26 protein-coding genes are annotated in these 25,517 nt (G+C 70.5%); 16 read left to right on the top strand and 10 right to left on the bottom strand.

Features of this window, described 5'->3' with window-relative positions:
• Window positions 1–6: 6 nt before the first annotated feature.
• Genes HB662_RS06260 through HB662_RS06230 form a run of 7 tightly spaced genes read left to right on the top strand, consistent with a single transcriptional unit; the run spans window position 7 to window position 8,559 of the window.
• Window positions 7–1,011 (top strand): AAA family ATPase, encoded by a 1,005-nt coding sequence (locus tag HB662_RS06260; RefSeq protein WP_168048314.1) that lies wholly within the window; start codon window positions 7–9, stop codon window positions 1,009–1,011.
• A complete protein-coding gene (locus HB662_RS06255; protein ID WP_245185474.1) occupies window positions 1,004–1,879 on the top strand; it encodes a DUF58 domain-containing protein in 876 nt (291 codons plus the stop codon). The genes HB662_RS06260 and HB662_RS06255 overlap by 8 nt, the downstream gene beginning before the upstream one ends.
• A 27-nt stretch (window positions 1,880–1,906) precedes the next feature.
• Window positions 1,907–4,639 (top strand): DUF4159 domain-containing protein, encoded by a 2,733-nt coding sequence (locus HB662_RS06250; RefSeq protein ID WP_171970219.1) that lies wholly within the window; start codon window positions 1,907–1,909, stop codon window positions 4,637–4,639.
• A 3-nt stretch (window positions 4,640–4,642) separates the two neighbouring features.
• A complete protein-coding gene (locus tag HB662_RS06245; protein ID WP_168048312.1) occupies window positions 4,643–6,832 on the top strand; it encodes a hypothetical protein in 2,190 nt (729 codons plus the stop codon).
• Between the two features lie 7 nt (window positions 6,833–6,839).
• Window positions 6,840–7,250, top strand: coding sequence for a hypothetical protein (locus HB662_RS06240; protein ID WP_168048310.1), 411 nt, complete (start codon window positions 6,840–6,842; stop codon window positions 7,248–7,250).
• A 25-nt stretch (window positions 7,251–7,275) separates the two neighbouring features.
• Entirely contained in the window at window positions 7,276–7,983 is a 708-nt protein-coding gene (locus HB662_RS06235) for an ankyrin repeat domain-containing protein (RefSeq protein WP_168048308.1), read from the top strand.
• Between the two features lie 42 nt (window positions 7,984–8,025).
• Window positions 8,026–8,559: an invasion associated locus B family protein gene (locus HB662_RS06230; RefSeq protein ID WP_168048306.1), complete on the top strand. Its 534-nt coding sequence runs from the start codon at window positions 8,026–8,028 to the stop codon at window positions 8,557–8,559.
• 24 nt (window positions 8,560–8,583) lie between these two features.
• Here HB662_RS06230 and HB662_RS06225 read toward each other — a convergent pair whose 3' ends face one another.
• From HB662_RS06225 to HB662_RS06210, 4 genes are all read right to left on the bottom strand, one after another.
• Entirely contained in the window at window positions 8,584–8,793 is a 210-nt protein-coding gene (locus HB662_RS06225; protein WP_168048304.1) for a hypothetical protein, read from the bottom strand.
• A gap of 20 nt (window positions 8,794–8,813) precedes the next feature.
• Window positions 8,814–10,007: a multidrug effflux MFS transporter gene (locus tag HB662_RS06220; RefSeq protein ID WP_342449455.1), complete on the bottom strand. Its 1,194-nt coding sequence runs from the start codon at window positions 10,005–10,007 to the stop codon at window positions 8,814–8,816.
• Between the two features lie 76 nt (window positions 10,008–10,083).
• Entirely contained in the window at window positions 10,084–10,947 is an 864-nt protein-coding gene (locus tag HB662_RS06215) for a TIGR01459 family HAD-type hydrolase (RefSeq protein WP_168048300.1), read from the bottom strand.
• Entirely contained in the window at window positions 10,944–12,023 is a 1,080-nt protein-coding gene (locus HB662_RS06210) for a quinone-dependent dihydroorotate dehydrogenase (protein WP_168048298.1), read from the bottom strand. The genes HB662_RS06215 and HB662_RS06210 overlap by 4 nt, the downstream gene beginning before the upstream one ends.
• An 87-nt stretch (window positions 12,024–12,110) precedes the next feature.
• On the opposite strand from HB662_RS06210, the gene HB662_RS06205 reads away from it, so the two are divergent.
• Window positions 12,111–13,046: a DMT family transporter gene (locus HB662_RS06205; RefSeq protein ID WP_245185473.1), complete on the top strand. Its 936-nt coding sequence runs from the start codon at window positions 12,111–12,113 to the stop codon at window positions 13,044–13,046.
• Window positions 13,047–13,136: 90 nt separating this feature from the next.
• Here the strand turns inward: HB662_RS06205 and HB662_RS06200 are convergent, their stop codons facing one another.
• Window positions 13,137–13,796, bottom strand: a complete 660-nt coding sequence (locus tag HB662_RS06200) for an MBL fold metallo-hydrolase (RefSeq protein WP_168048296.1) — start codon at window positions 13,794–13,796, stop codon at window positions 13,137–13,139.
• 215 nt (window positions 13,797–14,011) lie between these two features.
• Between HB662_RS06200 and HB662_RS06195 the strand changes: the two genes are divergently transcribed.
• Window positions 14,012–15,187: an AAA family ATPase gene (locus HB662_RS06195; protein WP_168048294.1), complete on the top strand. Its 1,176-nt coding sequence runs from the start codon at window positions 14,012–14,014 to the stop codon at window positions 15,185–15,187.
• A complete protein-coding gene (locus HB662_RS06190) occupies window positions 15,184–15,678 on the top strand; it encodes a hypothetical protein (RefSeq protein WP_168048292.1) in 495 nt (164 codons plus the stop codon). The genes HB662_RS06195 and HB662_RS06190 overlap by 4 nt, the downstream gene beginning before the upstream one ends.
• A gap of 9 nt (window positions 15,679–15,687) precedes the next feature.
• Here HB662_RS06190 and HB662_RS06185 read toward each other — a convergent pair whose 3' ends face one another.
• Both HB662_RS06185 and mutL read right to left on the bottom strand, forming a co-directional pair.
• Window positions 15,688–16,077: a BLUF domain-containing protein gene (locus HB662_RS06185; protein WP_209443136.1), complete on the bottom strand. Its 390-nt coding sequence runs from the start codon at window positions 16,075–16,077 to the stop codon at window positions 15,688–15,690.
• A 109-nt stretch (window positions 16,078–16,186) separates the two neighbouring features.
• Window positions 16,187–18,136, bottom strand: coding sequence for a DNA mismatch repair endonuclease MutL (gene mutL, locus HB662_RS06180; RefSeq protein ID WP_168048288.1), 1,950 nt, complete (start codon window positions 18,134–18,136; stop codon window positions 16,187–16,189).
• A 177-nt stretch (window positions 18,137–18,313) separates the two neighbouring features.
• Here mutL and HB662_RS06175 point away from each other — a divergent pair, with 177 nt between their 5' ends.
• Window positions 18,314–18,952, top strand: coding sequence for a hypothetical protein (locus HB662_RS06175; RefSeq protein WP_168048286.1), 639 nt, complete (start codon window positions 18,314–18,316; stop codon window positions 18,950–18,952).
• A 60-nt stretch (window positions 18,953–19,012) separates the two neighbouring features.
• On the opposite strand, the gene HB662_RS06170 is transcribed toward HB662_RS06175, so the two are convergent.
• Window positions 19,013–19,639 (bottom strand): YqgE/AlgH family protein, encoded by a 627-nt coding sequence (locus tag HB662_RS06170; RefSeq protein WP_168048284.1) that lies wholly within the window; start codon window positions 19,637–19,639, stop codon window positions 19,013–19,015.
• Between the two features lie 129 nt (window positions 19,640–19,768).
• Here HB662_RS06170 and HB662_RS06165 point away from each other — a divergent pair, with 129 nt between their 5' ends.
• The 5 genes from HB662_RS06165 (at window position 19,769) to HB662_RS06145 (ending at window position 23,612) form a co-directional block, all read left to right on the top strand.
• On the top strand, window positions 19,769–20,251 hold the full coding sequence (locus tag HB662_RS06165) for a peroxiredoxin (protein WP_168048282.1): 483 nt from the start codon (window positions 19,769–19,771) through the stop codon (window positions 20,249–20,251).
• Complete coding sequence (locus tag HB662_RS06160) at window positions 20,248–20,520, top strand: hypothetical protein (protein WP_168048280.1); 273 nt, start codon at window positions 20,248–20,250, stop codon at window positions 20,518–20,520. The genes HB662_RS06165 and HB662_RS06160 overlap by 4 nt, the downstream gene beginning before the upstream one ends.
• A gap of 125 nt (window positions 20,521–20,645) precedes the next feature.
• A complete protein-coding gene (locus HB662_RS06155) occupies window positions 20,646–21,215 on the top strand; it encodes a GbsR/MarR family transcriptional regulator (protein WP_168048278.1) in 570 nt (189 codons plus the stop codon).
• 4 nt (window positions 21,216–21,219) lie between these two features.
• Window positions 21,220–22,602 (top strand): cytochrome ubiquinol oxidase subunit I, encoded by a 1,383-nt coding sequence (locus HB662_RS06150; protein ID WP_168048276.1) that lies wholly within the window; start codon window positions 21,220–21,222, stop codon window positions 22,600–22,602.
• Window positions 22,599–23,612, top strand: a complete 1,014-nt coding sequence (locus HB662_RS06145) for a cytochrome d ubiquinol oxidase subunit II (protein WP_168048274.1) — start codon at window positions 22,599–22,601, stop codon at window positions 23,610–23,612. The genes HB662_RS06150 and HB662_RS06145 overlap by 4 nt, the downstream gene beginning before the upstream one ends.
• Window positions 23,613–23,730: 118 nt before the next feature.
• On the opposite strand, the gene phnE (HB662_RS06140) is transcribed toward HB662_RS06145, so the two are convergent.
• Window positions 23,731–24,594: a phosphonate ABC transporter, permease protein PhnE gene (gene phnE / locus HB662_RS06140; RefSeq protein ID WP_168048272.1), complete on the bottom strand. Its 864-nt coding sequence runs from the start codon at window positions 24,592–24,594 to the stop codon at window positions 23,731–23,733.
• A gap of 5 nt (window positions 24,595–24,599) precedes the next feature.
• On the bottom strand, window positions 24,600–25,508 hold the full coding sequence (gene phnE, locus HB662_RS06135) for a phosphonate ABC transporter, permease protein PhnE (RefSeq protein ID WP_168048270.1): 909 nt from the start codon (window positions 25,506–25,508) through the stop codon (window positions 24,600–24,602).
• Between the last annotated feature and the right edge of the window lie 9 nt (window positions 25,509–25,517).

The following is a 25,517-nucleotide window of genomic DNA, read 5'->3' as shown; positions in this document are numbered from 1 at the left end:
ACCCGCATGGTGGAAGTGGCGGACAGCGCCGAGGCGGAATCTCTGCTGAAGGAAGCCGATTCGCTGGCAGGGCGGCTGGCTCGGGTACGCGAAGGTGTCGGCCGTGTCATCTTCGGGCAGGAACAGGTGGTGGAGCGCACGCTCATCACCCTGCTCTCGGGCGGCCATCTGCTGCTGGTCGGCGTGCCGGGCCTCGGCAAGACCAAGCTGGTGGAGACGCTGGGCACCGTGCTCGGCCTGGATGCGCGGCGGGTGCAGTTCACGCCGGACCTCATGCCGTCGGACATCCTGGGCAGCGAGGTGCTGGAGGAGGATGCGCATGGCCGGCGGTCCTTCCGCTTCATCAAGGGGCCGGTCTTCTGCCAGTTGCTGATGGCGGACGAGATCAACCGCGCCAGCCCGCGCACGCAATCGGCGCTGCTGCAGGCGATGCAGGAACAGAAGGTCGCGATCGCCGGGGAGGTGCATTCGCTGCCGGCGCCCTTCCACGTGCTGGCGACGCAGAACCCGATCGAGCAGGAAGGCACCTACCCGCTGCCCGAGGCGCAGCTCGACCGCTTCCTGCTGGAGATCGACGTCACCTACCCCGACCTCGCCGCCGAACGCGCCATGCTGCTGGCGACCACCGGGGCGAAGGAGGCGAAGGCGGTGCCGGCGATGACCGGGGCCGAGCTTTCCGCGGCGCAATTGCTGATCCGCCGCCTGCCGGTCGGCGAGCAGGTGCTGGAAGCGATCCTGCGCCTGGTCCGCAGCGCCCGGCCGGAATCCACCGAGATCGAGGCGGTGCGCCGCCACCTCGCCTACGGCCCCGGTCCCCGCGCGGCACAGGCGCTGATGCTGGCCACCCGCGCGCGCGCGGTGCTGGAGGGAAGGCTCTCGCCGAGCATCGAGGATGTGCACGCGCTGGTGGAGCCGGTGCTGCGCCATCGCATGGCGCTGAATTTTGCCGCCCGCGCGGATGGGGTGCATCTGAATGAGGTGCTGGACGTGTTGAAGGCGCAGCTTGGTTAGCCCCGCCCGCCCCGCAACGGCGCGCCTGGTCGTTCCCTGGGCCGAACAGCTCGGCGCCCGACTGCCGCCGCTGCTGGTGCAGGCGGAACGCGTCGCCGCCACCGTGATGCCGGGCGTGCATGGCCGGCGGCGCTCCGGCCCCGGGGAGGCCTTCTGGCAGTTCCGGCCCTATGTCGCCGGCGACCAGGCCAGCCGCATCGACTGGCGGCAATCCGGCAAGTCGGACCGGCTGTTCATCCGCGAGACGGAATGGGAATCGGCGCAGACCGTGGCGCTGTGGCGCGCGGCGGATGCCGGCATGGCCTGGCGCAGCGGCCGCGAATTGCCGACCAAGGCGGATCGTGCGGAGTTGCTGCTGCTGGCGCTGGCCGCCCTGCTGCTGCGCGGCGGCGAAAGGGTTCGGCTGTTCGGCCAGCCGCGCCCCTATGCCGGCCGCGGCGCGCTGCCGCAGATCGCCGATGGCCTGGCCGGCATGGCGCCGAAGCCGGAGGATCCGCGCCTCGCCCGCCATGCGCGCGCCGTGCTGCTGGGCGATTTCTGGGATCCGCTGGAGGAAACCCGCCGCCTTATCGCGCGTCTGGCCGGCCAGGGCGTGCGCGGCCACCTGCTGCAGGTGATCGACCCTGCGGAGGAGACGCTGCCTTATGCCGGGCGGGTGCGGTTCGAACCGGTGGTGGCCGGCGCGCCCGGCACGCTGGTGCCGCGCGTGGAATCGGTGCGGGCCGTCTATGCCGAGCGCGTCGCCCGGCATCGCCAGGGTCTGGCCGCACTGGCTGCAGCGGCAGGCTGGACCATCGCCACCCACCGCACCGACCACCCGCCGGAAGCCGCGCTGCTGGCCCTGCATCAGCGTCTGGCCCCGGGATGAGGGCAACCTGATGCCGAGCGTCGGACCATGCTGAGCCTCGGACCCCTGACTTTCGCCGCCCCCTGGCTGCTGCTCGCCCTGCCGGCGCTGCCGGTGCTGTGGTGGCTGCTGCGCGTCACGCCCCCGGCGCCGAAGCGCCAGGATTTTCCCGCTCTGCGCCTGTTGCAGGAGATGCCGGCGCCGGAGGAGACCCCCGCCCGCACCCCCTGGTGGCTGCTGGCGCTGCGGCTGGCGGCGGCGGCGCTGATGATCCTGGGCCTGGCGCGACCGATCTGGGGGCCGGCGGCCGGCGCGGCCGGGCAGGGGCCGCTGCTGGTGGTGGTGGATGATGGCTGGGCGGCTGCCGCCGATTGGCCGGACCGCATGGCCGCCGCGGAGGCTGAGCTGGACGGCGCCGCCCGCGAGGGCCGCCGCACCGCCCTGCTGCTGACCGCGCCGCCCGCCCTGCCGGATGCGCCCCGCATCACCGGCCTGATGCCGGCGGAGGAGCTGCGCGGCCGGCTGGTGGCGCTGCGGCCGAAGCCCTGGGCGCCGGACCGCGCCGGGGCGCTGGCGGCGCTCAGCGGCTGGCGGACGCAGCATGGCGAGCGCTTCGCCGCGCTGTATGTCGCGGATGGCATCGAGCATGCGGCGGAGGGCGATGCCTTCACCCCGCTCGCCACCGCGCTGGCGGAGGGTGGAGCGTTGGTGCTGGCACGTAGCGAGGGCCGCCCGACCCGCCTGCTGCCGCCGCCCCGTGCCGAGGCCGACCAGCTTGCGCTGACCCTGCTGACCACGCCGCTGCCGGTGCCGAGCCAGGCTGCCGTGCTGGCCCGCACCGGCGACGGCCGTACTCTGGCCCGCACCGAAATCACCGTGCCGGCCGGCGCGACCCAGGCCGAGGCGGCGCTGCCGCTGCCGCTGGAAATCCGCAACCAGGTGGTGCGGCTGGACCTGGATGAGGTGGCCGGCGCCAATGCCACGGTGCTGCTGGATGAACGCTTCCGGCGCCGCCCGGTGGGCCTGATCGCGGGCGGCGAGGCCACCGCCGCCGATGTGCCGCTGATCGGGGAGCTGTTCTACCTCGATCGCGCCCTGGCCCCGCATGCCGAGCTGCGCCGTGGCAGCGTGCCGGAATTGCTGGCGCGGCGGCTTTCCGTGCTGGTGCTGGCTGACCGCCCGGTGGAGGCAGGCCGCGAACGCGATGAGCTGACCGCCTGGATCGAGGCCGGCGGCACGCTGGTGCGCTTCGCCGGGCCACGGCTGGCCGAGAATCCGGACGGGTTGCTGCCGGTGCCGCTGCGCGCCGGGGAACGGCAGCTGGGCGGCGCCCTGTCCTGGGAACGGCCACAGACCCTGGCACCCTTCCCGGAAGGCTCGCCCTTCCAGGGGCTGGAGCCGACGCCGGAAGTGACGGTGGAGCGCCAGGTGCTGGCCGAACCCTCCGCCCGGCTGTCCGGCCATACCTGGGCGCGGCTGGCCGATGGCACGCCGCTGGTCACCTGGGACAATCGCGGCGCCGGGCGGATCGTGATGTTCCACGTCACCGCCAATGCCGAATGGTCATCCCTGCCGCTGTCCGGCCTGTTCGTCGACATGCTGCGCCGGCTGGTGGCGCTGTCCGCCGGTGTCGGCGGCGCTGATGGGGAGGCGCCACTGGCACCGATGGAGACGCTGGACGGCTTCGGCCAGCTTGGCCCGCCCTCGCCGGGTGCACAGCCGATTTCCGGCGCGCGGGTGGAGAATGAGGCGCCCTCGCCGCGGCATCCGCCAGGCTGGTACGGCACCGGCACCAGTGGCGACGGCGCGCATCGCCGGGCGCTGAACCTTGGTGCCGGCGTGCCGGCCCCGCGGCTGGCGGCGGCGCCACCCACGGGCACGGTGCTGCGGGCGATCGGCGGGGTGCCGGCGGAACGGGATCTCGGCCCCTGGCTGCTGGCGGCGGCGATGCTGCTGCTGGTGGTGGATCTGCTGGTCTCGCTCGGCCTGCGTGGCGTGCTGGCGCGGCCGGGCCGGCGCGCGGTGGTGGCGGCGCTGCTGGCGCTCGGGATGATGGCAGGCCCGGCGCGGGCGCAGGATGGCGCGGCGGCGCTGGCGACGCGGCTGGCCTATGTGGTCACGGGCGACCCGCAGGTCGATGAGATCAGCCGCGCCGGCCTGGTCGGCCTTTCCGACTTCGTCAATCGCCGCACGGCGGCGGCGCTGGCGGAACCGGTGGCGGTGGAGCCTGGGCGGGACGACCTGTCCTTCTTCCCGCTGCTCTACTGGCCGGTCACCGCCGATTCGGCGCAGCCGGATGTGGCGGGCGTGGCGGCGCTGAACGGCTTCATGCGCAATGGCGGCATCATCCTGTTCGACACGCGGGACGAAGGCTCCGGCGCCGGCTACGCCCCCGGCGCCAGCACCGCACTGCGCCGACTGACGCGGGACCTGACGGTGCCGCCGCTGGCGCCGGTGCCGCAGGATCATGTGCTGAAGCGTGCTTTCTACCTGCTTCAGGACCTGCCTGGCCGCTTCGCCGGGGGCACGGTGTGGGTGGCGCGCGACCAGGACCGGGCGAATGACAGTGTCAGCCCCGTCATCATCGGCGGGCATGACTGGGCCTCCGCCTGGGCGATCGATGGGCGGGGCAACAACCCCTATGCCGCGATTCCGGGCGGCGCCCGGCAGCGCACCCTGGCCTATCGCTTCGGCACCAACCTCGTGATGTACGCGCTGACCGGCAACTACAAGGGCGACCAGGTGCATGTGCCGGCCATCCTCGAGCGGCTCGGGAACTGACCGATGAACCAGGCTCTCGCAGGGATCGATTTCGCCCCCGTCATCCCGCCCTGGCTGCTGGCGGGGCTGGCCGTGCTGGCGCTGCTGGCGCTGCTGCCGGCGCTGCTGCGGCTGCCGCGCGATGTCGACGGCACGCGCCGCTGGCAGCCGGCGCGCGGCGCCTGGCTGCGCGCGCTGGCCTTCGCCGCGCTGCTGCTGGCACTCGCCAATCCGCGACTGGTGGAGGAGACGCGGCAGACCCGCCCCGACATCGCGCTGCTGATGGTGGACCGCAGCGCCAGCACCGGCCTGAATGCCCGCCCCGAACAGATCACCGCCGCCCGCGACGAGATCGAGGCCCGCGCCCGCCGCCTGCCGGACCTGGAACTGCGCACGGTGGAGGTACCGGAGGGCGGCAACCAGGGCACGCGGCTGTTCACCGCCATGGAACGCGCTTTGGCCGACATCCCCCGCGCCCGGCTGGCCGGGGTGATGGCGCTGACCGACGGCCAGGTGCATGACGTTCCGGCCGCCCCGGCGCTGGATGCGCCCTTCCACCAGATCCTGCCCGGCCGGCCCGGCGAGGTGGATCGCCGCATCCGGGTGATCGAGGCGCCGGGCTTCGGCATCGTCGGCCGCCCGGTGGAACTGCGCGTGGTGGTGGAGGATCTCGGCGCGCGGCCGGATGCGGGCGGCGCCGCGCGGCTGACCATCCGCCGCGACGGCCAGCCGCCGCGCGTGGAATCCGTGCCGGTGGGGCGCGAGCACCGCATCGCCGTGCCGATCGAGCGTGGCGGCCAGACGGTGGTGGAACTGACGGCGGAAACCCGCGCCGGGCCAGAGGGGGGCGAGGTCTCCGACCTCAACAACCGCACCGTGGTCGCCATCAACGGCGTGCGCGACCGGCTGCGGGTGCTGCTGGTCTCGGGCGAGCCGCATGCCGGGCAGCGCACCTGGCGGCGGCTGCTGAAGGCGGATCCGAATGTGGACCTGGTCCACTTCACCATCCTGCGCCCGCCGGAGAAGGACGACCTGACCCCGCTGCATGAGCTGGCGCTGATCGCCTTCCCGGTGCGCGAGCTGTTCCAGGTGAAGCTGCGCGAATTCGACCTGATCGTCTTCGACCGCTTCGGCAATCGCGGATTGTTGCCGCCCGTGTATCTGCGCAACATCGCCGACTACGTGCGCGGCGGCGGCGCGTTGCTGCTGTCCGTCGGGCCGGAATTCGCCGGGCCTACCAGCCTCGCGGCCACGCCGCTAGGCCAGATCCTGCCGGCGCGGCCCCAGACCGGGATGGGCGCTGCGCAGGCGGCGCTGCTGGAACAGCCGTTCCGGCCTTTCGTGACGGAGCTCGGCGCGCGGCATCCGGTGACGGAGAACCTGCCGGGCGCCAACAGCTTCACGCCGGAAGGCGCCAATCTGGCCGAGGCGACCTGGGGCCGCTGGTATCGCGCGCTGCGCGCCGATGCGCGGGCCGGCAGCACCGTGATGCAGGGGCCGGGCGATGCGCCGCTGATGGTGCTGGACCGGGTCGGGGAAGGCCGCGTGGCACTGGTGCTGTCGGACCACATCTGGCTGTGGTCGCGCGGCCATGATGGCGGCGGCCCGCAGCAGGAATTGCTGCGCCGCATCGCGCACTGGACGATGAAGGAGCCGGAGCTGGAGGAGGAGGATCTGACGGCGCGGATCGATCACGGCAGGCTGACCGTGACGCGCCGCAGCCTGGAGCCCGCCGCCGCGCCCGAGATCACCGTCACCGCCCCCGATGGCACGATCAGCCGCCACATGCCGGAGACGCGCGGCGCCGGCCGGGCGGTGGTGGAGCGGCCGGCGATGCAGGCCGGCGTCTGGCAGGCCGGCGACGGCCGCCGCACCGCCTTCGCCGCCGCCGAGGCGCCGAACCCGATGGAGGTGGCCGATCTGCGCGCCGATGCCACGCCGCTTTCAGCCTTGGCCACCGCCACCGGCGGCGCCACGCGCTGGCTCGGCACCGGCGACTCGCCGCTGGTGCCGGAACTGCGCCGGGTGGCGATCGGGCGCGATGCCCAAGGGGGCGCAACGGGTGGCGGGCTGGAGGCGGGCTGGATCGGGCTGCGGCGCAATGGCGACCACAGCGTCACCGGCATCACCGCCCTGCCGCTGCTGCCGCCCTGGCTGGCGCTGCCGATGGTGCTGGGCTTGGCCTTGCTCGCCTGGCGGCGCGAAGGGCGCTGAGGCTCGCATGCTGCTGATTTGGTGGCACCACGCGGCGTCCCATATGCGCGGGATGAAACGTCTCGCCGCCCTGATGATGGTTCCCGCCCTGCTAGCCGGCTGTGCCCAGGGCCCGACGCTGGACCAGCGCCTTTCGACCTTCGTCGGACTCGGGGAGGCGGAGCTGGTCTCGGCGCTCGGCGTGCCGGTGCGGGTGCATGAGGCGGAGGGCCGCCGCTTCCTGCAGTTCGAGCAACGCCGCAACGTGGCGGTGGCACCCGCGCCGGGCTTCTACGGGCCGGCCTACGGCCCCTGGGGGCCGCGCTACGGCTACTGGCCCGCGCCGCCCGGCATCGCGGAACTGCGCTGCGAGCTGACCTTCACCCTGCGGGAGGGGCGGGTGGAGACATTCACCTATCGCGGCCAGGGCTGCGGCTGAGCCAAAAGCGGGTGAGATGGGCCGCATGCCCTTCCTCGCGGGGCTGAAACTGCCTAGTTTCCCCGTCATGCGCGCATCCCTCCGCCTTTCCCTGCTGGCCACGCTGCTGGCCTTCCCGACCCTGGCGCCCGTTGTGCAGGCGCAGGGCATCATCCGGCCGGCCGAGACGCAGCGCGCGCCAAGCGTCGCCGCGCCGGCGCTGCCCGGCCTGGCGGCGCGCCGCGCCCCGGCGCCGATCCCGGCGGATGCCGCGGCGGCAGGGCTTTCGCCGAATGCCGCATTGTTCGACGCCATCGCCCGCGGCGACCTGCCGGCGGCGCGGGATGCGGTTTCGCGCGGCGCGAATATCGAGTCGCGCAACGCGCTCGGCCTGTCGCCGCTGGATGCAGCGGTGGACCAGGGCCGCAACGAGATCGCCTTCTACCTGCTCTCGGCCCGCGACCGCACCCGCGGCTCCGCCCCGCCGCCGCCTTCCGTGCCGGGCCAGCCTTCCCCGGCCGCCGCGATCGCCGCCAGCCTGGCCGCGGCGCCGCCGCCCGCCGCCGCACGGAGCCGGGCGCCCATGAACACGCCGCCGACCCTGGCGGCGGAGCCGGTGGGGGCGCAGCTCTGGGCCGGCAATGGCGGCGCGGCGCGGCCGGAGCTGGGCTTCCTGGGCTTCGATGCCGGCCGCCCCGCCGGCGCATCGCCGCCGGAGACGGCGCCCCGGACCACCCGCCGCTCGCGGCCCTGATCGGTGCGGCGGGCCGCTCCGTTAGTCCTGCTCGCGTCACTGTTGGCGCATCCGGCCCTGGCGCAGCGCAATGCGCCGCCGCCCCTGCCGCCGCCGCCTGCCCCGCCGGTCCAATCCGGCGAAGCGCCCGCCGAGGCGCCGGTGCCGAGCTGGCGCATGGCCTGTGCCGCGGCGACGCCGGAGGCACCCCGCACCTGCCGCGTTTCCACCACCGTGGTGCTGCGGCCGCAGAACACGCCGCTGGCGCAGATCCTGCTGACCCGGCAGCGCGAGTCGCGGTCCCTGGCGCTGATCTTCCAATTGCCGCACGGCACTTGGCTGCAGGGCGGCATCGCCTGGCAGATGGATGCGGCGCCGCCGCAGCGCCTGCCATTCCAGAGCAGCGACACCGCCGGCATCTATGCCGCCACGGTGGTGACCGATGAAGTGCTGGTGACGCTGCGGGCGGCCACGACCCTGCGGCTGAGCTTCGTCGCCGCGGCCCAGCGGCAGACGGTGGCGGTGCCGATCCCGATGGAAGGCTTTGGCGAGGCGGTGGCGGAGATGTTCACCGCGGAGGCGGCGCCGGCCCCCTGAGCCTAAAGCGGTTTCCCTGAGACTTCAGCGCCCGCGCGTCATGTGGGTGCCGAGATTTTCGATCCATTCCACCGGCAGCCCGTCCCAGCTCGCCAGCTGCTTGCCCGGCCATTTGCGGCGCAGGAAGACCTGGAAGCCATCGGCGGTGGCCTCGACATAGCCGGTCTTGCCGTCCGTCAGCCGCAGATGCTGCGCCAGCGCCTCGGCCTGTTCGCGCATGTAGCTGTCGCCCATTGCCGCCCCCTCCAGTTGCCCTACCCACCCGCACGGCGCGCGCCGCGCAGGGCCATCAGGCACGCCACCCCGGTCGCCGCCATGGTGAGGGAGGTGCCGATGCCGCTGCCGAACTCCACCAAGCCGACGATGAAGGTCATCAGCGCACCGAAGCCCATCTGCAAGGCGCCGACCAGGGCGGAGGCGGTGCCGGCCAGTTGCGGGCGGGCGCTGAGCGCACCGGCGATGGCATTCGGCTGGGTCATGCCGTTGCCCACCGCCACCGCGGCCATCGGCACGAAGAACACCAGGATATGCGGCGGGAACACCACCATGGCGATCGCCGCGCCCACCGCGCCGAGCGTGGTGATGACGGTGCCCATGCCGAGCATCCGCAGCACGCCCATCCGCCTTGAAAGCCGCCCGGCCAGCCAATTGCCGGCGGCGAAAAAGACGGAAATGGCGGCGAAGGCCAGCGCGAACTGCACCGGCGAATAGCCCATGCCCTGCACCACCACATAGGGGGCGCCGCCCAGGAAGGCGAAGAAGATGCCGGTGGCGCAGGCCGTCAGCGCCGCATAGGCACGGAAGGCCGGAATGGCCCATAGGCTGCGATAGGCGCGCAGGATGGCACCCAGCCCGGGCAGCGGCTGCGGCGCCGGCAGCGTTTCCTCCAGCCGCAGCCAGGCGACCAGCGCCAGCGGCAGGCCGAAGCCGAGGCAGGCCACCATGCTGGCGCGCCAGCCGAAGCTCTGTTCCAGCAGGCTGCCGAGGATCGGCGCGACCATCGGCGCGATGGTCATGCCCATGGTGACGTAGCCGAGCACGCTCGCGGCCTCGTCCCGCGCCCAGACGTCGCGGATCACGGCGCGCACCAGCACCACCCCGGCACAGGCGCCGACCGCCTGGGCCACCCGCGCGACCAGCAGCTCCCCGATACCCGGTGCCAGCGCGGCCGCCAGGCTGGCCACCGCATACAGCGCCAGCCCGCCCATCAGCAGCGGCCGCCGGCCGAAGCGGTCCGACAGCGGCCCATAGATCAACTGCCCGGCGCCAACGCCCAGCAGGTATAGCGTGACGGTGAGCTGGACGGTGGAGGTGCTGGCGCCAAGGTCCCGCCCCATCGCGGGCAGGGAGGGCACCAGCACCTGCATGGTGAAGGGCCCGATGCCAATGATCGCGACCAGCAGCCAGATCGGCGGGCGGGGGAGGGCGGCAGCCTGGGGAGGGTTCACAGTGCGGGAGTGTAGGCCCGCCCGCCGCGCCGGCCCACACCCGCCCGGCGCAACCCACCCCTGCGGTCCGGCAGGCCTACCAGCGCAGCCCCAGCAGGGCGGCGACGGGGCGAACGCCCTCGGTCGCCGCGACCTGCGCCAGCACCTCCGGGTCCGGCTTCGCGCCATGCGCATGGGCGGCGAGGCCGGTCAGCGCCCAGACGGCATCGATGCCGGCGGATTGCGCGCCGGCGAGATCCGTATGCGGGCTGTCGCCGATGGCGACCACGCGGGCGCGGTCCGTGATGCCGAGCAGGTCCAGCACCGGCGGGTAGCAGGCCGGGTCCGGCTTGCCGATCTCGATCGCCGGCGGCCCGCCGAGTTCGCTGTACAGATCGGCCAGCGCCCCGGCGCAGATCACCCGTTCATCGCCCACCATCACATGCCGGTCCGGGTTCACGCAGACCATCGGCAGCCGGCGGGCGGCGCAGGCGGCCAGCGCGGCGCGATAGGGTTCGATGTCGTGGTTGCCGAGGGCCGGCTCCGGGCCGGTGTTCAGCACGAAATCGGCTTCCTCGGCCGATCCCACCAGCTCCACTCCGGTATCGGCCGGCACCGACAGGTCCCGCTCCGGCCCGATATGCAGCGCCTTCACGCCCAGCGCCGCGAAATCCGCGCGGTCGCGGTGCTTCAGATGCCGCCAGGCCAGCTCGCCGGAGGTCATGGTGCCGTCCCACAGCGCGCGGTCCAGGCCCATGCCGGTGAGCAGCGCATCCACCACGAAGGACCGGCGCGGCGCGTTGGACAGGAAGGCGATGCGCTTGCCGCGGGCCTTCAGCCTGCCGAGCGCCTCGGCCACGCCCGGATAGGGCTTTCGGCCGTCATGCACCACGCCCCAGAGGTCCAGGATGAAGCCATCATAGCGGTCCGCCAAAGCGGCGACCCCGTCCAGCATGATCATCGTGCATCCACCCCGATGGCCTCGGCCACGTTCTTGAATCCGTCCCGCCGCAACGCCGCCGCGAGTTCCCGCTTCAGGCGCGGGATCAGCGCCGGGCCGTCATAGGCGAAGGCGGCATAGAGCTGCACCAGCGCGGCGCCGGCCCGGATCTTCTCCAACGCTTCCGCGCCGTTGGAAACCCCGCCGCAGCCGATCAGCGTGAGGCCCCGCCCGGCGGACAGCTTCGCCACGCGGCGCAGCATCTCCGTCGCCGCGGCGCGCAGCGGCGGGCCGGACAGGCCGCCGGCCTGGGATTTCAGCGCGGAACGGAGCGGCGCCGGGCGGGCGATGGTGGTGTTGGAGACGATGAGGCCGGCGATGCCCTGCGCCACCGCCGCCTCGACAATCGGCTCCACCGCCGCCGGGGCCAGGTCGGGCGCGATCTTCACCAGGATGGGCGGGCGCGGGCCGGCCAGCGCGTCCCGCGCCGCGACCACCGCAGCCAGGATGTCCCGCAGCATCGCCTCCCCCTGCAGATCGCGCAGGCCGGGCGTGTTGGGGGAGGAGACGTTGATGGCGACGTAGCCGGCATGCGGCGCGACGGCGGAATACAGCGCCGGATAATCCCGCAGCGGCGCGGCGCCATCCTTGTTGATGGCGATGTTCACGCCGAGCACCGCTGGCCGATTGCCGGTACCAGCGGGGGGCAGATGCGCCAGCCGGGCCAGGAAGGCGGGCAGGCCGGCATTGTTCATGCCCATGCGGTTGATCACGGCCCGGTCCTCCGTCAGGCGGAACAGGCGCGGCTTCGGGTTGCCGATCTGCGGCTTCGGGGTGACCGACCCGGCCTCCACGAAGCCGAAGCCCAGCCGCATCAGCGGCGCGATGGCGATGGCGGATTTGTCGAAGCCGGCGGCGAGGCCGATCGGGTTGCGGAAATCCAGCCCCAGCGCGTGCGTCGCCAGCACCGGGTCATCCGCGCTGCGATCCGCCCCGGCGAGGCCAAAGCGCAGGGCCCGCAGGGCCAGGTCATGCGCGCGTTCAGGGTCCATGCCACGCATCAGCGGCATCAGGACGGAGGCGAGTTGGGGGGTCATGGCGCCGCGGCTTGTGCCCTGTCTCGGCGGCGGTGGGAAGGTGGCATGCGCCGGCGCGGTGCAGCCCTGCCATGCGCGGGGCCTGCCATGGACTTGCGGCCCGCGCCGCGGGCATACCCGCGCATCATCCTGGGGGAGAAGGCGGTGCGCGGTCCGGTGCTGATGCTGGCAGGCATCGGGCTGTTCGGGTTGCTCGATGCCAATAGCAAGCTGCTGTCCTCGGCCGGGCATGAGGTTTGGCAGGTGCTGCTGGTGCGCTTCGCCGCGCTGCTGCTGGTGGTGCTGTGCGCCCGCGCGCTGATCCCCGGCTGGGGCGGTGCGCTGGGCACGCGCTTTCCGCGCCTGCATGCGGCGCGGTCCCTGGTGATGCTGGGCAGCGCCATCTGCTTCTTCCAGGCCTTCAGCCTGCTGCCGCTGGCGGAGGGCTACCTGGTGTTCTTCACCTCCCCCTTCCTGGTGCTGGCGCTATCCGCCTGGTTTCTGCGGGAAAGGCCGCCGGCGGTGGCCTGGGCCTGGTGCGCGGTGGGGTTCGCGGGCGTTGCGATCGGGCTGGCGCCGGGGCTGGTGGGGGATGCGGGGCCGGCCGGCGGAACCGCGTCTCCGCCGCTTCTGGGCTACCTGTATGCGCTGGGCGGCACCTGCTGCTATTCGGCGGTGTTCGTGCTGAACCGGCAATTGCGGACGGAGCCGGGGATCGGCCGGGTGCTGTTCTGGCCATCGCTGCTCGGCTTCGCGGTGATGCTGCCGCTGGGGCTGAGCCAATGGTCCACCCCCACCGCGCTGAGCCTGGCGCAGATGGTGGGCAACGGGCTGATCGTCGGCGCCGCCACGGTGTGCCTGGCGGAGGCCTTCCGCCACGCCACGGCCAGCCGCCTGGCGCCCTTCGGCTATTCCGGCCTGGTCTGGAGCCTGACCTGGGATTTCGCCTTCTGGGGCCGCATTCCCCTGCCGGCGATGCTGGCCGGCGCGGCCGTGGTGGTATTCGCCTGCATCATGAGCGAACGCGCCGCCGCCCGTCGGTAACTGGCTAAGCCCTCCCCTGCTCTTCGCGGGGGGTTGCGGCACTGCCGCAACGCCGAAGGCTGGTTGGGTGGGGGCCTTAGCTGCGCCCCTCTACCGCGGCAAAAACGGATTGGTCCGCCGTTCATCGCCGAAGGTGGAGCCCGGCCCATGCCCACACAGGAACCGCATCTCATCCCCCAGCGGCAGCAGCTTGGTGACGATGGCGTGGATCAGCGCCTCATGGTCGCCATAGGGGAAATCCGTGCGGCCGATGGAGCCGCGGAACAGCACATCCCCCACCACCGCGAGGCCGAGCGCCTGGTTGACGAAGACCACATGCCCCGGCGCATGGCCCGGGCAATGCAGCACGCCGAATTCCTGGCCGGCGATGCGGATGGTCTCGCCTTCCTCCAGGAACCGGTCCGGCGTGGCGTTCTGCAGGCCGGGGATGCCGTATTGTTGGGATTGGGCGGCGATGCCCGAGAGCAGGAAGGCATCATCCCGGTGCGGCCCCTCCACCGGCACCGGGGCGCCCTGGCTTTCCGTGAGAGCCGTCCGCAGCGCATCCGCGCCGCCGGCATGGTCCAGATGGCCATGGGTGAGCAGGATATTGTCGATGGTCACGCCCGCCTTGGCGATGGCGGCCAGGATGCGCGGCACATCGCCGCCCGGGTCGATGACCGTGCCGCGCTGGGTCTCGGCATCCCAGATCAGGGCGCAGTTCTGCTGGAAGGGGGTGACGGGGATCTGGGCGGCTTGGAGCTTGGGCATGGGGGAAGTGGTGGAGGGGGAGGGGTGGGAAGTCAATCGGGCCGAGTGGGGGGCCAACAGCACACTCCGTCGCTGACTTTACTCATCTGTTGCCTTTTTGAGGACAGCCAGACAGAATTATTGCCGAGTAGCCGCGTGTAGGATGGGCGATAGAATCGCGCCTCGTCTTGAATGCGGGCATTTTTTTGTGCGACATTTCAAAGGTCCATAGAGCCATGAGTAAGCCGTCAGCTACAGCCTTAAAGTCGGCGGCAAACGCGCTACACATCAGGAATTTCGCGCATCTTCAGGACGTAAAGCTAAATTTCGGAGATCTGACGGTAGTGGTTGGCCCGCAAGGCGCAGGCAAAAGTCTGGCGCTACAGTGGCTAAAGATTGCCTTGGACGGACGTCAAGTTGCGGATGCGCTACGAGCAGCTGGTCATCCCGCCGATCGCCCAGACGCCATCATCGATCTGATATTTGGTAGCGGCATGTCCGCTGCGTGGAGGCCGGGTTCAACATCGGTCGCATTTGGTCGGTCAGAAATATCACTTAAAGGGGTCGCGCGGCGAGGTTCGGGAAGTGAGAATTTGTTTTTCGTTCCGGCCCACAGATCTATTTTGATCCATGATGGATGGGCGTCGCCATTTCAAAAATTGACATCTGAAACGCCCGCGGTTGCGCGGCTCTTCAGTCAAAATTTATTTAACCGATTTAGCGGTAATGAAGCAAAGACACTGTTTCCGGTAGAGAAAAGATTAAAGAAGGAAATTCGAGAAAAGATTAATGATGCTGTCTTTCATGGCGGTACAGTCGGGATCGAGGAGGATCAGCAGCATGCGCAGAGGTTAAAGCTTGTTCACGGCAACATGCATCTACCATTTATGACTTGGACGGCAGGACAGCGAGAATTCACCCCCTTGCTGCTGGGATTGTATCATTTGCTTCCGCCCACACAGCTGAGGAAACGCAAAGATATAGACTGGGTCGTTATTGAAGAGCCTGAAATGGGCCTTCATCCCCAGGCAATTACCGCAGTAATGTTGCTGGTTCTTGATCTTCTTTGGCGAGGGTACCGAGTGGTTCTCTCGACCCATTCGCCTCATGTGCTAGCTATGATGTGGATGATGCAGATCTTAAAGAAAAATCGTGCAAGGTGGCAGTTGATATGTCAAGCATTTGACGTTCAAGCGCGCCCTATGCAAGCTGTTGCCGAAGCAGCGCTAACTAAAGATTACCGTTCCTTTCTTCTAGAGTTTGATGATCTGGGTCAAGTCAAATCGGTTGATATTTCAGATCTTGACCCATCATCTGACGATGATCGTGTGGCGGGTTGGGGAGGACTAACAGGATATTCATCTAAGTTTGCGGATACAGTCCGTACCGCAGTAAATGAGTCCAACAAGTGAAAAATCGCCGCACACCAAGCGCTGCGTCCAAGCCCAGCACGCCGGTCAAATTAGCGTTGCAACCCAATTCGCCGCTGCTATCTCAAGTTAAAGATGGGCTCGGCGCCATCCAATCGACACATCGCCGGCACATTGATCAAGAACTGCGGGAGCATTTCGTTGACAGTATTGACACAGACCGCGCTCTCCAAAAGGGCAGGGAACAGGAGCATCGCTGGGACTACCTAATTGGTCATGGACCCACAAAAAAGGTTTTCGGCCTTGAACCGCACTCAGCCGAAAATAGTGAAATAAGCACGGTAATCAGCAAGCTTGCGGCAGCTCGCATCCAGCTTCGAGAGCATCTCCGTGATGGAGTAAACGTGGCTGAATGGTTTTGGGTGGCGTCAGGGGAAGTGCAATTTGCGCCACTGGAAAAAGCCACCTTGAGATTGAATCAGAGCGGGATAAAATTCGTTGGTCGGAAGGTCATGGCAAAACACATTAAATAAAGCCCGCTCCTAACCCACCTCCTCCGCCACCCGATCAAACACCGCCCGCGCCTCCGCCGCCGAGGCCCGCACCATCGCCCCCGCCCGCACATCCTCCCGGCTCCACATCCAGCTCCGCGCCGGGTCGTCCAGCATGTCCCATTCCCCGAACAGCCGTGCCGGCGCGTCGCCGGACCACACCAGGGACACTTCCAGGTGCCGGTCATCCCGCAGGATGCGGCCGAAGGTGGCGGTCACCTTGTCGCGCGGGCCTTCCAGCATCTGCAGGAACAGGTCGGCGCGGCAGATCAGCGCGCCGGTCAGCCCGTCCCGCTTATTGTTGCGGCGCGCCGCCATCAGGATGTCGTCCAGTATCTCGCCCGAGAAGCCGAAGGGGCGGGAGGCATAGATCAGCTGCATCAGCGGTGCGGCCTGGCTCCCAGCAGCGGTCCCAGAGGATGGCCCAGAGGATGGCCCAGCGGATGGCATCGGCGCGTCTCCCGTATTCGTTGCGCCGATCATGCAGGGTTCAGCGGCGGCCGAACAGCTTCTCCAGCTCCGCCTTGCCGAAGCGCAGCACGGTGGGGCGGCCGTGCGAACAGGTGGCGGCGCGCGGCGTCGCCTCCATCTGGCGCAGCAGCGCCGCCATCTCCGCGCCCCCCAGCCGCCGCCCGGCGCGGATGGATCCGTGGCAGGCCAGCCGCGCCACCGCCGCATCCAGCCGCGCCTCCAGCGCCAGCGCCTCATCCATCTCGGCCAGTTCCTCGGCCAGGTCGCGCAGCAGCGGCGCCGGGTCGGGCGCGCCGAGCAGCGCCGGCATGGCGCGCACCAGCAGCGCGCCGGGGCCGCCGAAACCCTCGATCTCCAGGCCGAGCCGCGCCAACTCGCCCGCCCGGTCCAGCAGCCGCGCGGCGTCCGCGGCGGGCAGTTCCACCACCGCGGGCAGCAGCAGCGGCTGGGCGCGCACGCCGCCTTCCACCAGCTGCGCGCGCAGCGCCTCATGCGTCAGCCGTTCATGCGCCGCGTGCTGGTCCACCAGCACCAGGGACCCGTCCGGCGCCTCGGCCAGCACATAGGTCTCCATGATCTGCGCCAGCGGCCGGCCGAGCGGGCCTTCCGCACCGAAATCCCCGCCGGAAGCGGCGACGGCGGGCGGCGGCTGGGCGGCGGCGAAGCCGAGCGGCAGGCTGGCCGTGCGCGGGCGCTGCGGCTGGGGGAGCCGCGATTGCGGGCCCTGCCATGAGGAACCGGCGGGGGGCTGCCAGCCGGGGAAGCGGCCGAGGCCGGGCGGCGCGGCCTCCGCGAAGCCGGGCGCGGCGCCGGCATCGCGGGGCGGCGCATCCCCGGCTTGCCGGTCCCCGGTCCGTGCCTCTCCGGTCCGTGCCTCTCCGGTCTGGGCATGCCGCATCCGCGCATCCGGGCCGCTGGCGTCCCAGCTTCCTGCGTCCCAGGCCGGCACCGCCACATCCTCCGGCGCCGCGCCGGCCGCGCCCACCGCCAGCGCCCGGCCGAGCGCCGAGATCAGCAGGCCGCGCACCGCCGCCGGGTCGCGGAAGCGCAGCTCCGTCTTCATCGGGTGGACGTTCACATCCACCGATTCCGGCGGCACCTCCAGGAACAGCGCGGCGACCGGAAACCGCTTGGCCGGCACCATGTCCCGGTAGGCCACGCGCAGCGCGGTGCGCAGCAGCGGGTCGCGCACCGGGCGGCGGTTCACCACCAGATGCTGCGCGGCGCCCGTCGCGGTGTGGTGCGTCGGCAGGCCGGCGAGGCCGGACAGGTGCAGGCCCTGGCGGTCCGCCTCCACCGGCACGGCGGCGGCGGCGAAATCCGCGCCGAGCAGCGCGGCGATGCGGCCGGTGCGGTCCGCCGGTGGCAGGGTCAAAGCGAGCCGCCCCTCCACCTCCACCCGGAAGGCCACCTCCGGCCAGGCCATCGCCAGGCGGCGCACCGCCTCCACCGCCTGTTCGGCCTCATGCCGCGGGGTGCGGAGGAAGGCGCGGCGGGCCGGGGTGGCGAAGAACAGGTCGCGCACCTCCACCCGTGTGCCCGGCGGCCCGGCGGCCGGCCCGACGGCGGATTTGCGGCCGCCCTCGACGCTGATGGCATGCGCCGCGCCGTCGATCAGGCGGGAGGTGAGGGTGAGGCGGGAGACGGCGCCGATCGAGGGCAAAGCCTCCCCCCTGAAGCCCAGCGTGGCGATGCGGAACAGCATCGCCTCCTCCGCCAGTTTCGAGGTGGCGTGGCGTTCGAGGGCCATGGCGAGGTCGTCCGCGCCCATGCCGTGGCCGTCATCCTCCACCAGGATGCGGCCGATGCCGCCTTCCTCCAGCGAGACCAGGATGCGGCGGGCGCCGGCGTCGAGGGCGTTCTCGACCAGTTCCTTCACCGCGGCAGCCGGGCGTTCGACCACCTCGCCGGCCGCGATGCGGTTGGCGGTGGTCTCGGGCAGCAGGCGAATCCGGGGCGCGGGAGCCATGCCGCAGGTGTGCGTCGGGATGCGGGGCGGTGCAAGCGCGGAGGCACGGCCAAGGTTGCGGAGATGAGGCGAAACCTGGGCGGAATAAGGCGAAATTCGGGCGAACTTGCCGGGACAAGCCCCGTTGCTTCGCCAGCGCCGCCCCGGTGGCGCCCAGACAAACGGAGGAATTTGCTCATGAAGGCCAATTGGATCAGCACCACCGCCGCCGCCGCCCTCATCGCGGTTTCCGGCGCCGCCCTCGCCCAGTCGGGCGGGTCCAACCAGTCCAGCCAGAACCGCCAGGGGCAGAACGCGACGTCCCAGCAGTCGGGCAGCCAGTCTGGCAGCCAGTCGGGTGCCCAGTCGGGTGCCCAGTCGGGCGCGAACTACAACCGGGCGGATTCCCGCGGCAACCCGGCGGTGCCGGGCGGTGATGCGGAATACGGCCAGGCGATGCAGCGCCTGTTCCAGGCGGCGCAGCGGCTGCGGGAATCGGTGCAGGCCATGGCCAATATGCCGGCCGGCGAGCAGCGCAACCGCGCCATGGAGGTGGCGAACCAGGCGCTGCGGGAGACCCAGCAGGCGATGGTCAGCGCCAATGCCGCCAACATGGCACAGTCCGGCAGCAGCAGCTCCGGCCGCCAGGCCAGCCAGGGTTCGGGGAACCAGGGCTCGGGTTCGGGTAGCCAGGCCAGCGGCAGCAAGGCCAGTGGCAGCGAGTCCGGCGGCGATCAGGCTACCGGCAGCTCCGGCAGCCAGTCGGGCAGCCAGGGCGGTGGCCAGGGTGGCAGCCAGTCGGGCGGCTCCTCCAGCGGCAACCGTTCCAGCAACTGATCACGCGGCATAAAGGCCGGGCGGGCGCGTTGCCCGTCCGGCCTACGCACGTAACCGGAGCTAGGCGTGGCCGGCGCTGCCCGACAGGGCGGAGGGGTCGATGCCGAGCCGGCTCATCGCCACGCGCCACAGCTGGTCCGGCTGTTCGGCGAATAGCAGCGCCTCGTCCGCCGGCACGTTCAGCCAGGCATTGCCCTGGATCTCGTCATCCAGCTGCCCCGGGCCCCAGCCGGCATAGCCGAGCGCCAGCACGCCCTGGCGCGGCCCGCCGCCTTCGGCGATCGCCTTCAGGATCTCGATGCTGGCGGTCAGCGCGAGGCCGGTCGTCACCTTCAGGCTGCCCTCGGTTTCCCAATCCGCCGTGTGCAGCACGAAGCCGCGGCCGCCCTCCACCGGGCCGCCCTGGGTCAGGCGGATGCGCCGCGCCGGCGGCACCGGGTCCAGCTTGAGCTGGGCCAGCAGGTCATCGAAGGTCAGGCTGGGCAAGGGCTGGTTCAGCACGATGCCCATCGCACCCTCCGCCGAATGGGCGCAGAGGCAGATGACGCTGCGGGCGAAGCGAGGGTCGGACATGCCGGGCATGGCGACCAGCAGCTGGCCGGTGAGGTAGCCCTCCTCGGCCGCATCCGCTGCGCCCTCCGCGCTGGCGGGGGAATCTTTCGGGGGGGATGGATCGCGACGTGCCATGATGCCGTTCAACATGGCGGTGCCCCCGTGCCCCCGCAAGCAGTGTAGTTCCCGCAGGGCACGCTGTTGCATGGACGGATCGGGCCGATCTGCACTAAGCAGCCAGTATTGGCTGAGGAGAAATTCGGTATGACGATCCAGGTTGGCGATGCGATCCCCTCCGTGAAGGTCACCCAGGCCGGCGCCGAGGGACCGAAGGAGGTCGGCACGGAGGAGCTGTTCAAGGGCAAGACCGTGGTGCTGTTCGGCGTCCCCGGCGCCTTCACCCCCACCTGCTCCGCCAAGCATCTGCCTGGCTTCGTCACCAATGCGGATGCGCTGCGCGCCAAGGGCGTGGACACCATCGCCTGCATGTCGGTGAACGATGCCTTCGTCATGGGCGCCTGGGCCAAGGACCAGGGCATCACCGACCAGGTGGTGATGCTGGCCGATGGCTCCGCCGTGCTGACCAGGGCGCTGGGGCTGGAGCTGGACCTGACGGCGCGCGGCCTCGGCGTGCGCTGCCAGCGCTTCGTGCTGGTGGCGAAGGACGGCAAGGTGACGCATGTGGCCGTCGAGGCGCCGGGCGCCTTCGAGGTCTCCAAGGCCGAAGCGGTCCTGGCCGCCCTGTGACAAACCCCGCCGCCTATGCGCTGTTCGCCTGGCAGTCCGGCTGGGTGTTCGCGCTGCGCAGCATGCAGCTGACCACCGACCCCGTCGGCGCCAGCGCGGCGCTGGCGGAGATGGTGGCGGAAAAGCAGAAGGCGTTCACCGATGGCGCCTTCGCCGCCGGCCGCGCCGTGATGCAGGGCGCCCGGCTGGATGTGGTGGCAGAGGCCGCGCTGCGCCCGTCGCGGCGCCGCGTCTCCGCGAATATGCGGGCCCTGCACCGCAAGGGGTAGGAACTTGCAAGGTCGGGCGCCCTGGCTGGCGCCCGACCCCTCTCCGGGCCATGACGCTGTCGGAACCCATTGACGGAATGCTGCGTTGACCGATATTTCAGAAATTCCTGAAATGTCGGATCGCCATGAAACTCCCACCCCTCGTCCAGGCCTTCGTGCTGCACTTCGGTGAGATGGGCAGCCGCTGGGGCATCAACCGCACCGTCGGGCAGATCTACGCGCTGCTGTATGTCTCGCCGGACCCGCTGAACGCCGAGCAGATCGTCGAGGCGCTCGGCGTCTCCCGCTCCAACGTCTCGATGGGGCTGAAGGAGCTGCAGGCCTGGAACCTGGCGATCCCGAAGCACATCCCGGACGACCGGCGGGACCATTTCACCACGCCCGACGACGTCTGGCAGATCCTGCGCACCCTGGCGGAGGAGCGGAAGAAGCGGGAGGTGGACCCTACGTTGTCGGTGCTACGGGAACTGCTGATGCAGACCCCCGGCAGCGTCGAGGAACGCCACGCGCAGCAGCGCATGGCCGAGATGCACGGCCTGATCGAGCAACTCACCACCTGGTACGACGACGTGAAGAAGCTGGAGACGGAGCGCCTGGCCTCCCTCCTCGCGCTCGGCGCGCGCGTGACGCGGCTGCTGGAGGCGAAGGACAAGGTGGTGGGCCTGGTGCGCGGCCGGCCGGGCAAGGAGGGTTGAGGCGATGGACCCCGTCCTGCTGGCGCGGATCCAGTTCGCCGCCAATATCTCCTTCCACATCCTGTTTCCCACGATCACCATCGCGCTCGGCTGGGTGCTCCTGTTCTTCAAGCTGCGCTTCGTGGCGACGAAGAACGAAGCCTGGATGGATGCCTACCGCTTCTGGGTGAAGGTTTTCGCCCTGTCCTTCGCGCTCGGCGTCGTCTCCGGCATCACCATGTCCTTCCAGTTCGGCACCAACTGGCCGGGCTTCATGGAGCGCGTGGGCAATATCGCCGGCCCGCTGCTGGCCTATGAGGTGCTGACCGCCTTCTTCCTGGAGGCGACCTTCCTCGGCATCATGCTGTTCGGCTTCCGCCGTGTGCCCGGCTGGGTGCATACCGGCGCCACCTTCCTGGTCGCCTTCGGCACCACGATGTCCGCCTTCTGGATCATCGCGTTGAATTCCTGGATGCACACCCCGGTGGGCTTCGAGATGCGCGACGGCGTGGCGCATGCGACGGACTGGTTCGCCATCGTCTTCAACCCCTCCATGCCCTACCGGCTGAGCCATATGCTGACGGCCAGCGGCCTGACCGTGGCCTTCCTGCTGGCCGGGCTGTCCGCCTGGCGCTGGCTGCGCGGCGACCGGGCGGAGGGCGTGCGCCTGGCGCTGCGCACCGGCATCTTCACCGCGGCGCTGCTGGCGCCGCTGCAGATCGTGCTGGGCGACATGCACGGGCTGAACACGCTGGAACACCAGCCCGCCAAGGTCGCCGCCATGGAGGCGAATTGGGAAACCGGCGGCAACGTGCCCCTGGTGCTCTTCGCCATCCCCGACCAGCAGGCGCGGGAGAACCGCTTCGAGATCGCCATCCCCGACGGCGCCAGCTGGATCCTGCGGCATGAGGCGGCGGGCGTGGTGCCCGGGCTGAACCAGTTCGAGGGCAACCACCCGCCCGTCGCCCCGGTGTTCTTCGCCTTCCGCATCATGGTCGGCATCGGCGTGGCGATGCTGGCCATGGGTTGGGCCGGCGCCTGGTACCTGTGGCGCCGCGGCCAATTGCCGAAGCTGCTGCTGCGCGGCTTCGTGGCGATGAGCTTCGCGGGTTGGCTGGCGACGCTCGCCGGCTGGTACGTGACGGAGATCGGCCGCCAGCCCTGGCTTGTCACCGGGGTGCTGAACACGGCGCAGGCCGCCGGCCCGCTGCCGGCGTCTTCCATCGGCACCACGCTGGCGATGTACCTGGTGCTCTATGGGCTGCTGCTGCTGGCCTACATCGCCACCGTGTTCCGCCTGGCCGCCGCCGGCCGTGCGGCGGAGAAGGTGGACGGCGCCATGATGAAGCCGGGCAGCGTGCCCGGCGACGCGACACGCGACAAGATGGCCGAGGAGCTGACCGCATGACCCCCTTCCTGCCCGGCGAATGGCTGCCGCTGATCTTTGCCGGCCTGATGGCGGTGGCGATCCTCGCCTATGTGGTGCTGGATGGCTTCGACCTCGGCGTCGGCATCCTGCTGGAGACGGTGGCGGAGGAGCATGAGCGGGACCGCATGATCGCCGCCATCGGCCCCTTCTGGGACGCCAACGAGACCTGGCTGGTGCTCGGCGTCGGCCTGCTGCTGGTGGCCTTCCCGGTGGCGCATGGCGTGATCCTGACGGCGCTGTACATGCCCGTCGCCATCATGCTGGTCGCGCTGACCCTGCGCGGCGTGGCCTTCGAATTCCGCGCCAAGGCCCGCGACACCGCGCAGAAGCGGCGCTGGGACCGCTGGTTCTTCGCCGGCTCCCTGGTCTCCGCGCTGGCGCAGGGCTGGATGCTGGGGCGCTACGTGCTCGGCTTCGCGGAGGGCTGGGCCGCGACGGGCTTCGCGCTGATGGCGGCCATCGGGCTCGCCATCGCCTATGCCTTCATCGGCGCCTGCTGGCTGATCTGGCGCACGGAAGGCGCGCTGCAGGCGCATGCCATCACCTGGGCACGGCATGCGCTGTGGCCGGTGGCGATCGGCATCCTGCTGGTCTCCGCCGTCACGCCGCTGGTCTCGGCCCGCATCGCCGCGCGCTGGTTCGACTGGCCGGGGATGCTGATGCTGGCACCGCTGCCGATCCTGACGGCCTTGCTGCTGTTCGGCCTGGCGCGGCTGCTGGCCCGCATGCCGCTGGCCGACGACGCCTGGCACAACATTCCCTTCTGGGGCGCGACGGGCCTGTTCGTGCTGTTCTTCGCCGGCCTCGCCTGGTCGTTCTTCCCCTATGTGGTGCCGGAACGCCTGACCATCTGGGAAAGCGCCAGCGCGCCGGAGAGTCTTTCGATCATCCTCGCCGGCGCCTTGTTCGTGCTGCCGGTGATCGTGCTCTACACGGTCTTCGCGTGGCGGGTGTTCGGCGGAAAGGCGCGCGACTTGAATTATTACTGACCCTCAGGCGCCGGGCGGGCGCTCCGCGCCCTTGGCTCGCCGCATGGGCGGCGGGCCGCGTTCGCGGCCTCGGACCGGCGTGGAGCCGGTCCGCCTTCGGGGGCGCTGGTCTGCCGGCTCAGCGTGGCGCCAGCGTGTCCCGCCCGCCGATCAGCTTGCGGCGGATGCGCGAGGAGACCTGGTCGATGATCGCGACCGTGATCAGCATCAGGATGATGATGAAGGCCACCTCGTCCCAGGCGCGGATCTTGATGCGCTCGGCGATCGCCAGCCCGATGCCGCCGGCGCCGACGATGCCGAGCACGCTGGCCGACCGCGTGTTGCTCTCCAGGAAATACAGCGCCTGGGCGATCATCACCGGCAGCACCTGCGGCAGCAGGCCGAAGCGGGTGCGCAGCAGCTTGTTGCCGCCGACCGCATCGATGCCCTCCGCCTGCCGCCGCTCCGCCGTCTCGATCGCCTCGGCATAGAGCTTCGCCAGCACGGCGATATCGGCGGTGGCGATCGCCAGCACGCCGGCCAGCGGCCCGAGCCCGACGGCCCGCACATAGGCCAGCGCCCAGATCAGCTGGTCGACGCCCCGGAACCCGTCGAAGACGCGGCGGATGGAGAAATGCGCCAGCGTGTTCACCACCACATTGCCGGCGCCAAGAAAGCCCAGCGGCACCGCGATCAGCGCGGCGATGAAGGTGCCGAGGAAGGCCATCGCGACGCTCTCGGCGATACCCTTGAGGATATCCAGCCACAGCGCGCCGGGGGAGGGCGGGATCATCAGCACGACGATGGTACCGAGGCCGGATAGCCCGTTCCACAGCCGCAGCGGCGTGATCTGGAACCACCACAGCAGGAAGATGAGCCAGCCGAGCGCCGCCAGCCCCGCCGCCCAGCGCAGCGCGCGTGTCCTCGGGCTGACACCGAAGGCGGCCGGCATGCGTGTGCGCCACTGCTTGATCTGCCCCGGCGTGGGCTGTGCGAGGGCCATGCGCGTCAGCCCTGCGCCATGCCGGCGGAAAGCCCGCGGCGCAGCCTCTCGGAGATCATGTCGATGCTCGCCACGCTGAGGATGATCAGCACGATGATGGCGCTGATCTCCTCGTAATAGTTGAAGGAGATCACGTGGTAGAGTTCCTCCCCGATGCCGCCGGCGCCGACGAAGCCCAGCACGCTGGCGCCGCGCACATTGATCTCGAAGCGCAGCAGCGCGTAGCTGAGAAAGTTGGGCGCGACCTGCGGCAGCACGCCGAAGCGCACGCGGTGGAACCAGTTGCCGCCGGCGGCGCGCACGCCCTCCATCGCGGAAGTATCGGCATTCTCCACCACCTCGGCGAACAGCTTCCCGTTCGCGCCGGCGGTGTGGATGATGATGGCCAGAATGCCGGCCATCGGCCCGATGCCGAAGGCCCAGACGAAGATCAGCGCGAAGACGATCTCCGGCACCGTGCGGCAGAATTCCAGGAAGCGCCGCGCCAGCTGGAAGGCCCAGGGCGTGGGCGCCAGGTTGCGCGATGCGACGAAGCACAGCGCGAAGCCGATCAGCGTGCCGAAGAAGGTGCCCAGCAGCGCCATCTGGCTGGTCTCGAAGATCAGCCAGGCCCATTTGTCGAGGCGGTAGAACCAGCCGGCCAGGCTGCCCTCCGTCTCCCAGTCCGCAAACAGCGTCTCCCACCGCAGGGTAGGCAGGATGCGCCAGAAATACTCGCCGATGCGCGGCAGGCCATCGGCCAGCGCCTGCGGCGTCATCTCCGACAGCCGCGCGGCGACCAGCAGGCAGACCAGCAACAGCGCGCCATAGGCGAGGGTGGCGCGCCGCCGCTGCCGCCGCGCCGCCTGGAAAGCCGCCTCCCCCCGTGAAATGGCCGTATGGGCGGAGGCGGTCAGCGGCAGCGCGGCGTCCATGGAAGTGGC

It is taken from the genome of Falsiroseomonas frigidaquae, from assembly GCF_012163145.1.
GTDB lineage: Bacteria > Pseudomonadota > Alphaproteobacteria > Acetobacterales > Acetobacteraceae > Falsiroseomonas > Falsiroseomonas frigidaquae.
Note: the sequence above shows the minus strand (reverse complement) of the source record. Positions and strands in the feature narration are given on the sequence as shown.

Coding starts and splice junctions, on each gene's coding strand:
- HB662_RS06260 (WP_168048314.1), top strand. CDS start 7: ATGGTGGAAGTGGCGGACAGCGCCGAGGCGGAATCTCTGCTGAAGGAA.
- HB662_RS06250 (WP_171970219.1), top strand. CDS start 1,907: ATGCTGAGCCTCGGACCCCTGACTTTCGCCGCCCCCTGGCTGCTGCTC.
- HB662_RS06245 (WP_168048312.1), top strand. CDS start 4,643: ATGAACCAGGCTCTCGCAGGGATCGATTTCGCCCCCGTCATCCCGCCC.
- HB662_RS06240 (WP_168048310.1), top strand. CDS start 6,840: ATGCTGCTGATTTGGTGGCACCACGCGGCGTCCCATATGCGCGGGATG.
- HB662_RS06235 (WP_168048308.1), top strand. CDS start 7,276: ATGCCCTTCCTCGCGGGGCTGAAACTGCCTAGTTTCCCCGTCATGCGC.
- HB662_RS06225 (WP_168048304.1), bottom strand. CDS start 8,793: ATGGGCGACAGCTACATGCGCGAACAGGCCGAGGCGCTGGCGCAGCAT.
- HB662_RS06215 (WP_168048300.1), bottom strand. CDS start 10,947: ATGATCATGCTGGACGGGGTCGCCGCTTTGGCGGACCGCTATGATGGC.
- HB662_RS06210 (WP_168048298.1), bottom strand. CDS start 12,023: ATGACCCCCCAACTCGCCTCCGTCCTGATGCCGCTGATGCGTGGCATG.
- HB662_RS06205 (WP_245185473.1), top strand. CDS start 12,111: ATGGACTTGCGGCCCGCGCCGCGGGCATACCCGCGCATCATCCTGGGG.
- HB662_RS06200 (WP_168048296.1), bottom strand. CDS start 13,796: ATGCCCAAGCTCCAAGCCGCCCAGATCCCCGTCACCCCCTTCCAGCAG.
- HB662_RS06195 (WP_168048294.1), top strand. CDS start 14,012: ATGAGTAAGCCGTCAGCTACAGCCTTAAAGTCGGCGGCAAACGCGCTA.
- HB662_RS06185 (WP_209443136.1), bottom strand. CDS start 16,077: ATGCAGCTGATCTATGCCTCCCGCCCCTTCGGCTTCTCGGGCGAGATA.
- mutL (WP_168048288.1), bottom strand. CDS start 18,136: ATGGCTCCCGCGCCCCGGATTCGCCTGCTGCCCGAGACCACCGCCAAC.
- HB662_RS06175 (WP_168048286.1), top strand. CDS start 18,314: ATGAAGGCCAATTGGATCAGCACCACCGCCGCCGCCGCCCTCATCGCG.
- HB662_RS06170 (WP_168048284.1), bottom strand. CDS start 19,639: ATGGCACGTCGCGATCCATCCCCCCCGAAAGATTCCCCCGCCAGCGCG.
- HB662_RS06165 (WP_168048282.1), top strand. CDS start 19,769: ATGACGATCCAGGTTGGCGATGCGATCCCCTCCGTGAAGGTCACCCAG.
- HB662_RS06155 (WP_168048278.1), top strand. CDS start 20,646: ATGAAACTCCCACCCCTCGTCCAGGCCTTCGTGCTGCACTTCGGTGAG.
- HB662_RS06150 (WP_168048276.1), top strand. CDS start 21,220: ATGGACCCCGTCCTGCTGGCGCGGATCCAGTTCGCCGCCAATATCTCC.
- HB662_RS06145 (WP_168048274.1), top strand. CDS start 22,599: ATGACCCCCTTCCTGCCCGGCGAATGGCTGCCGCTGATCTTTGCCGGC.
- phnE (WP_168048272.1), bottom strand. CDS start 24,594: ATGGCCCTCGCACAGCCCACGCCGGGGCAGATCAAGCAGTGGCGCACA.
- phnE (WP_168048270.1), bottom strand. CDS start 25,508: ATGGACGCCGCGCTGCCGCTGACCGCCTCCGCCCATACGGCCATTTCA.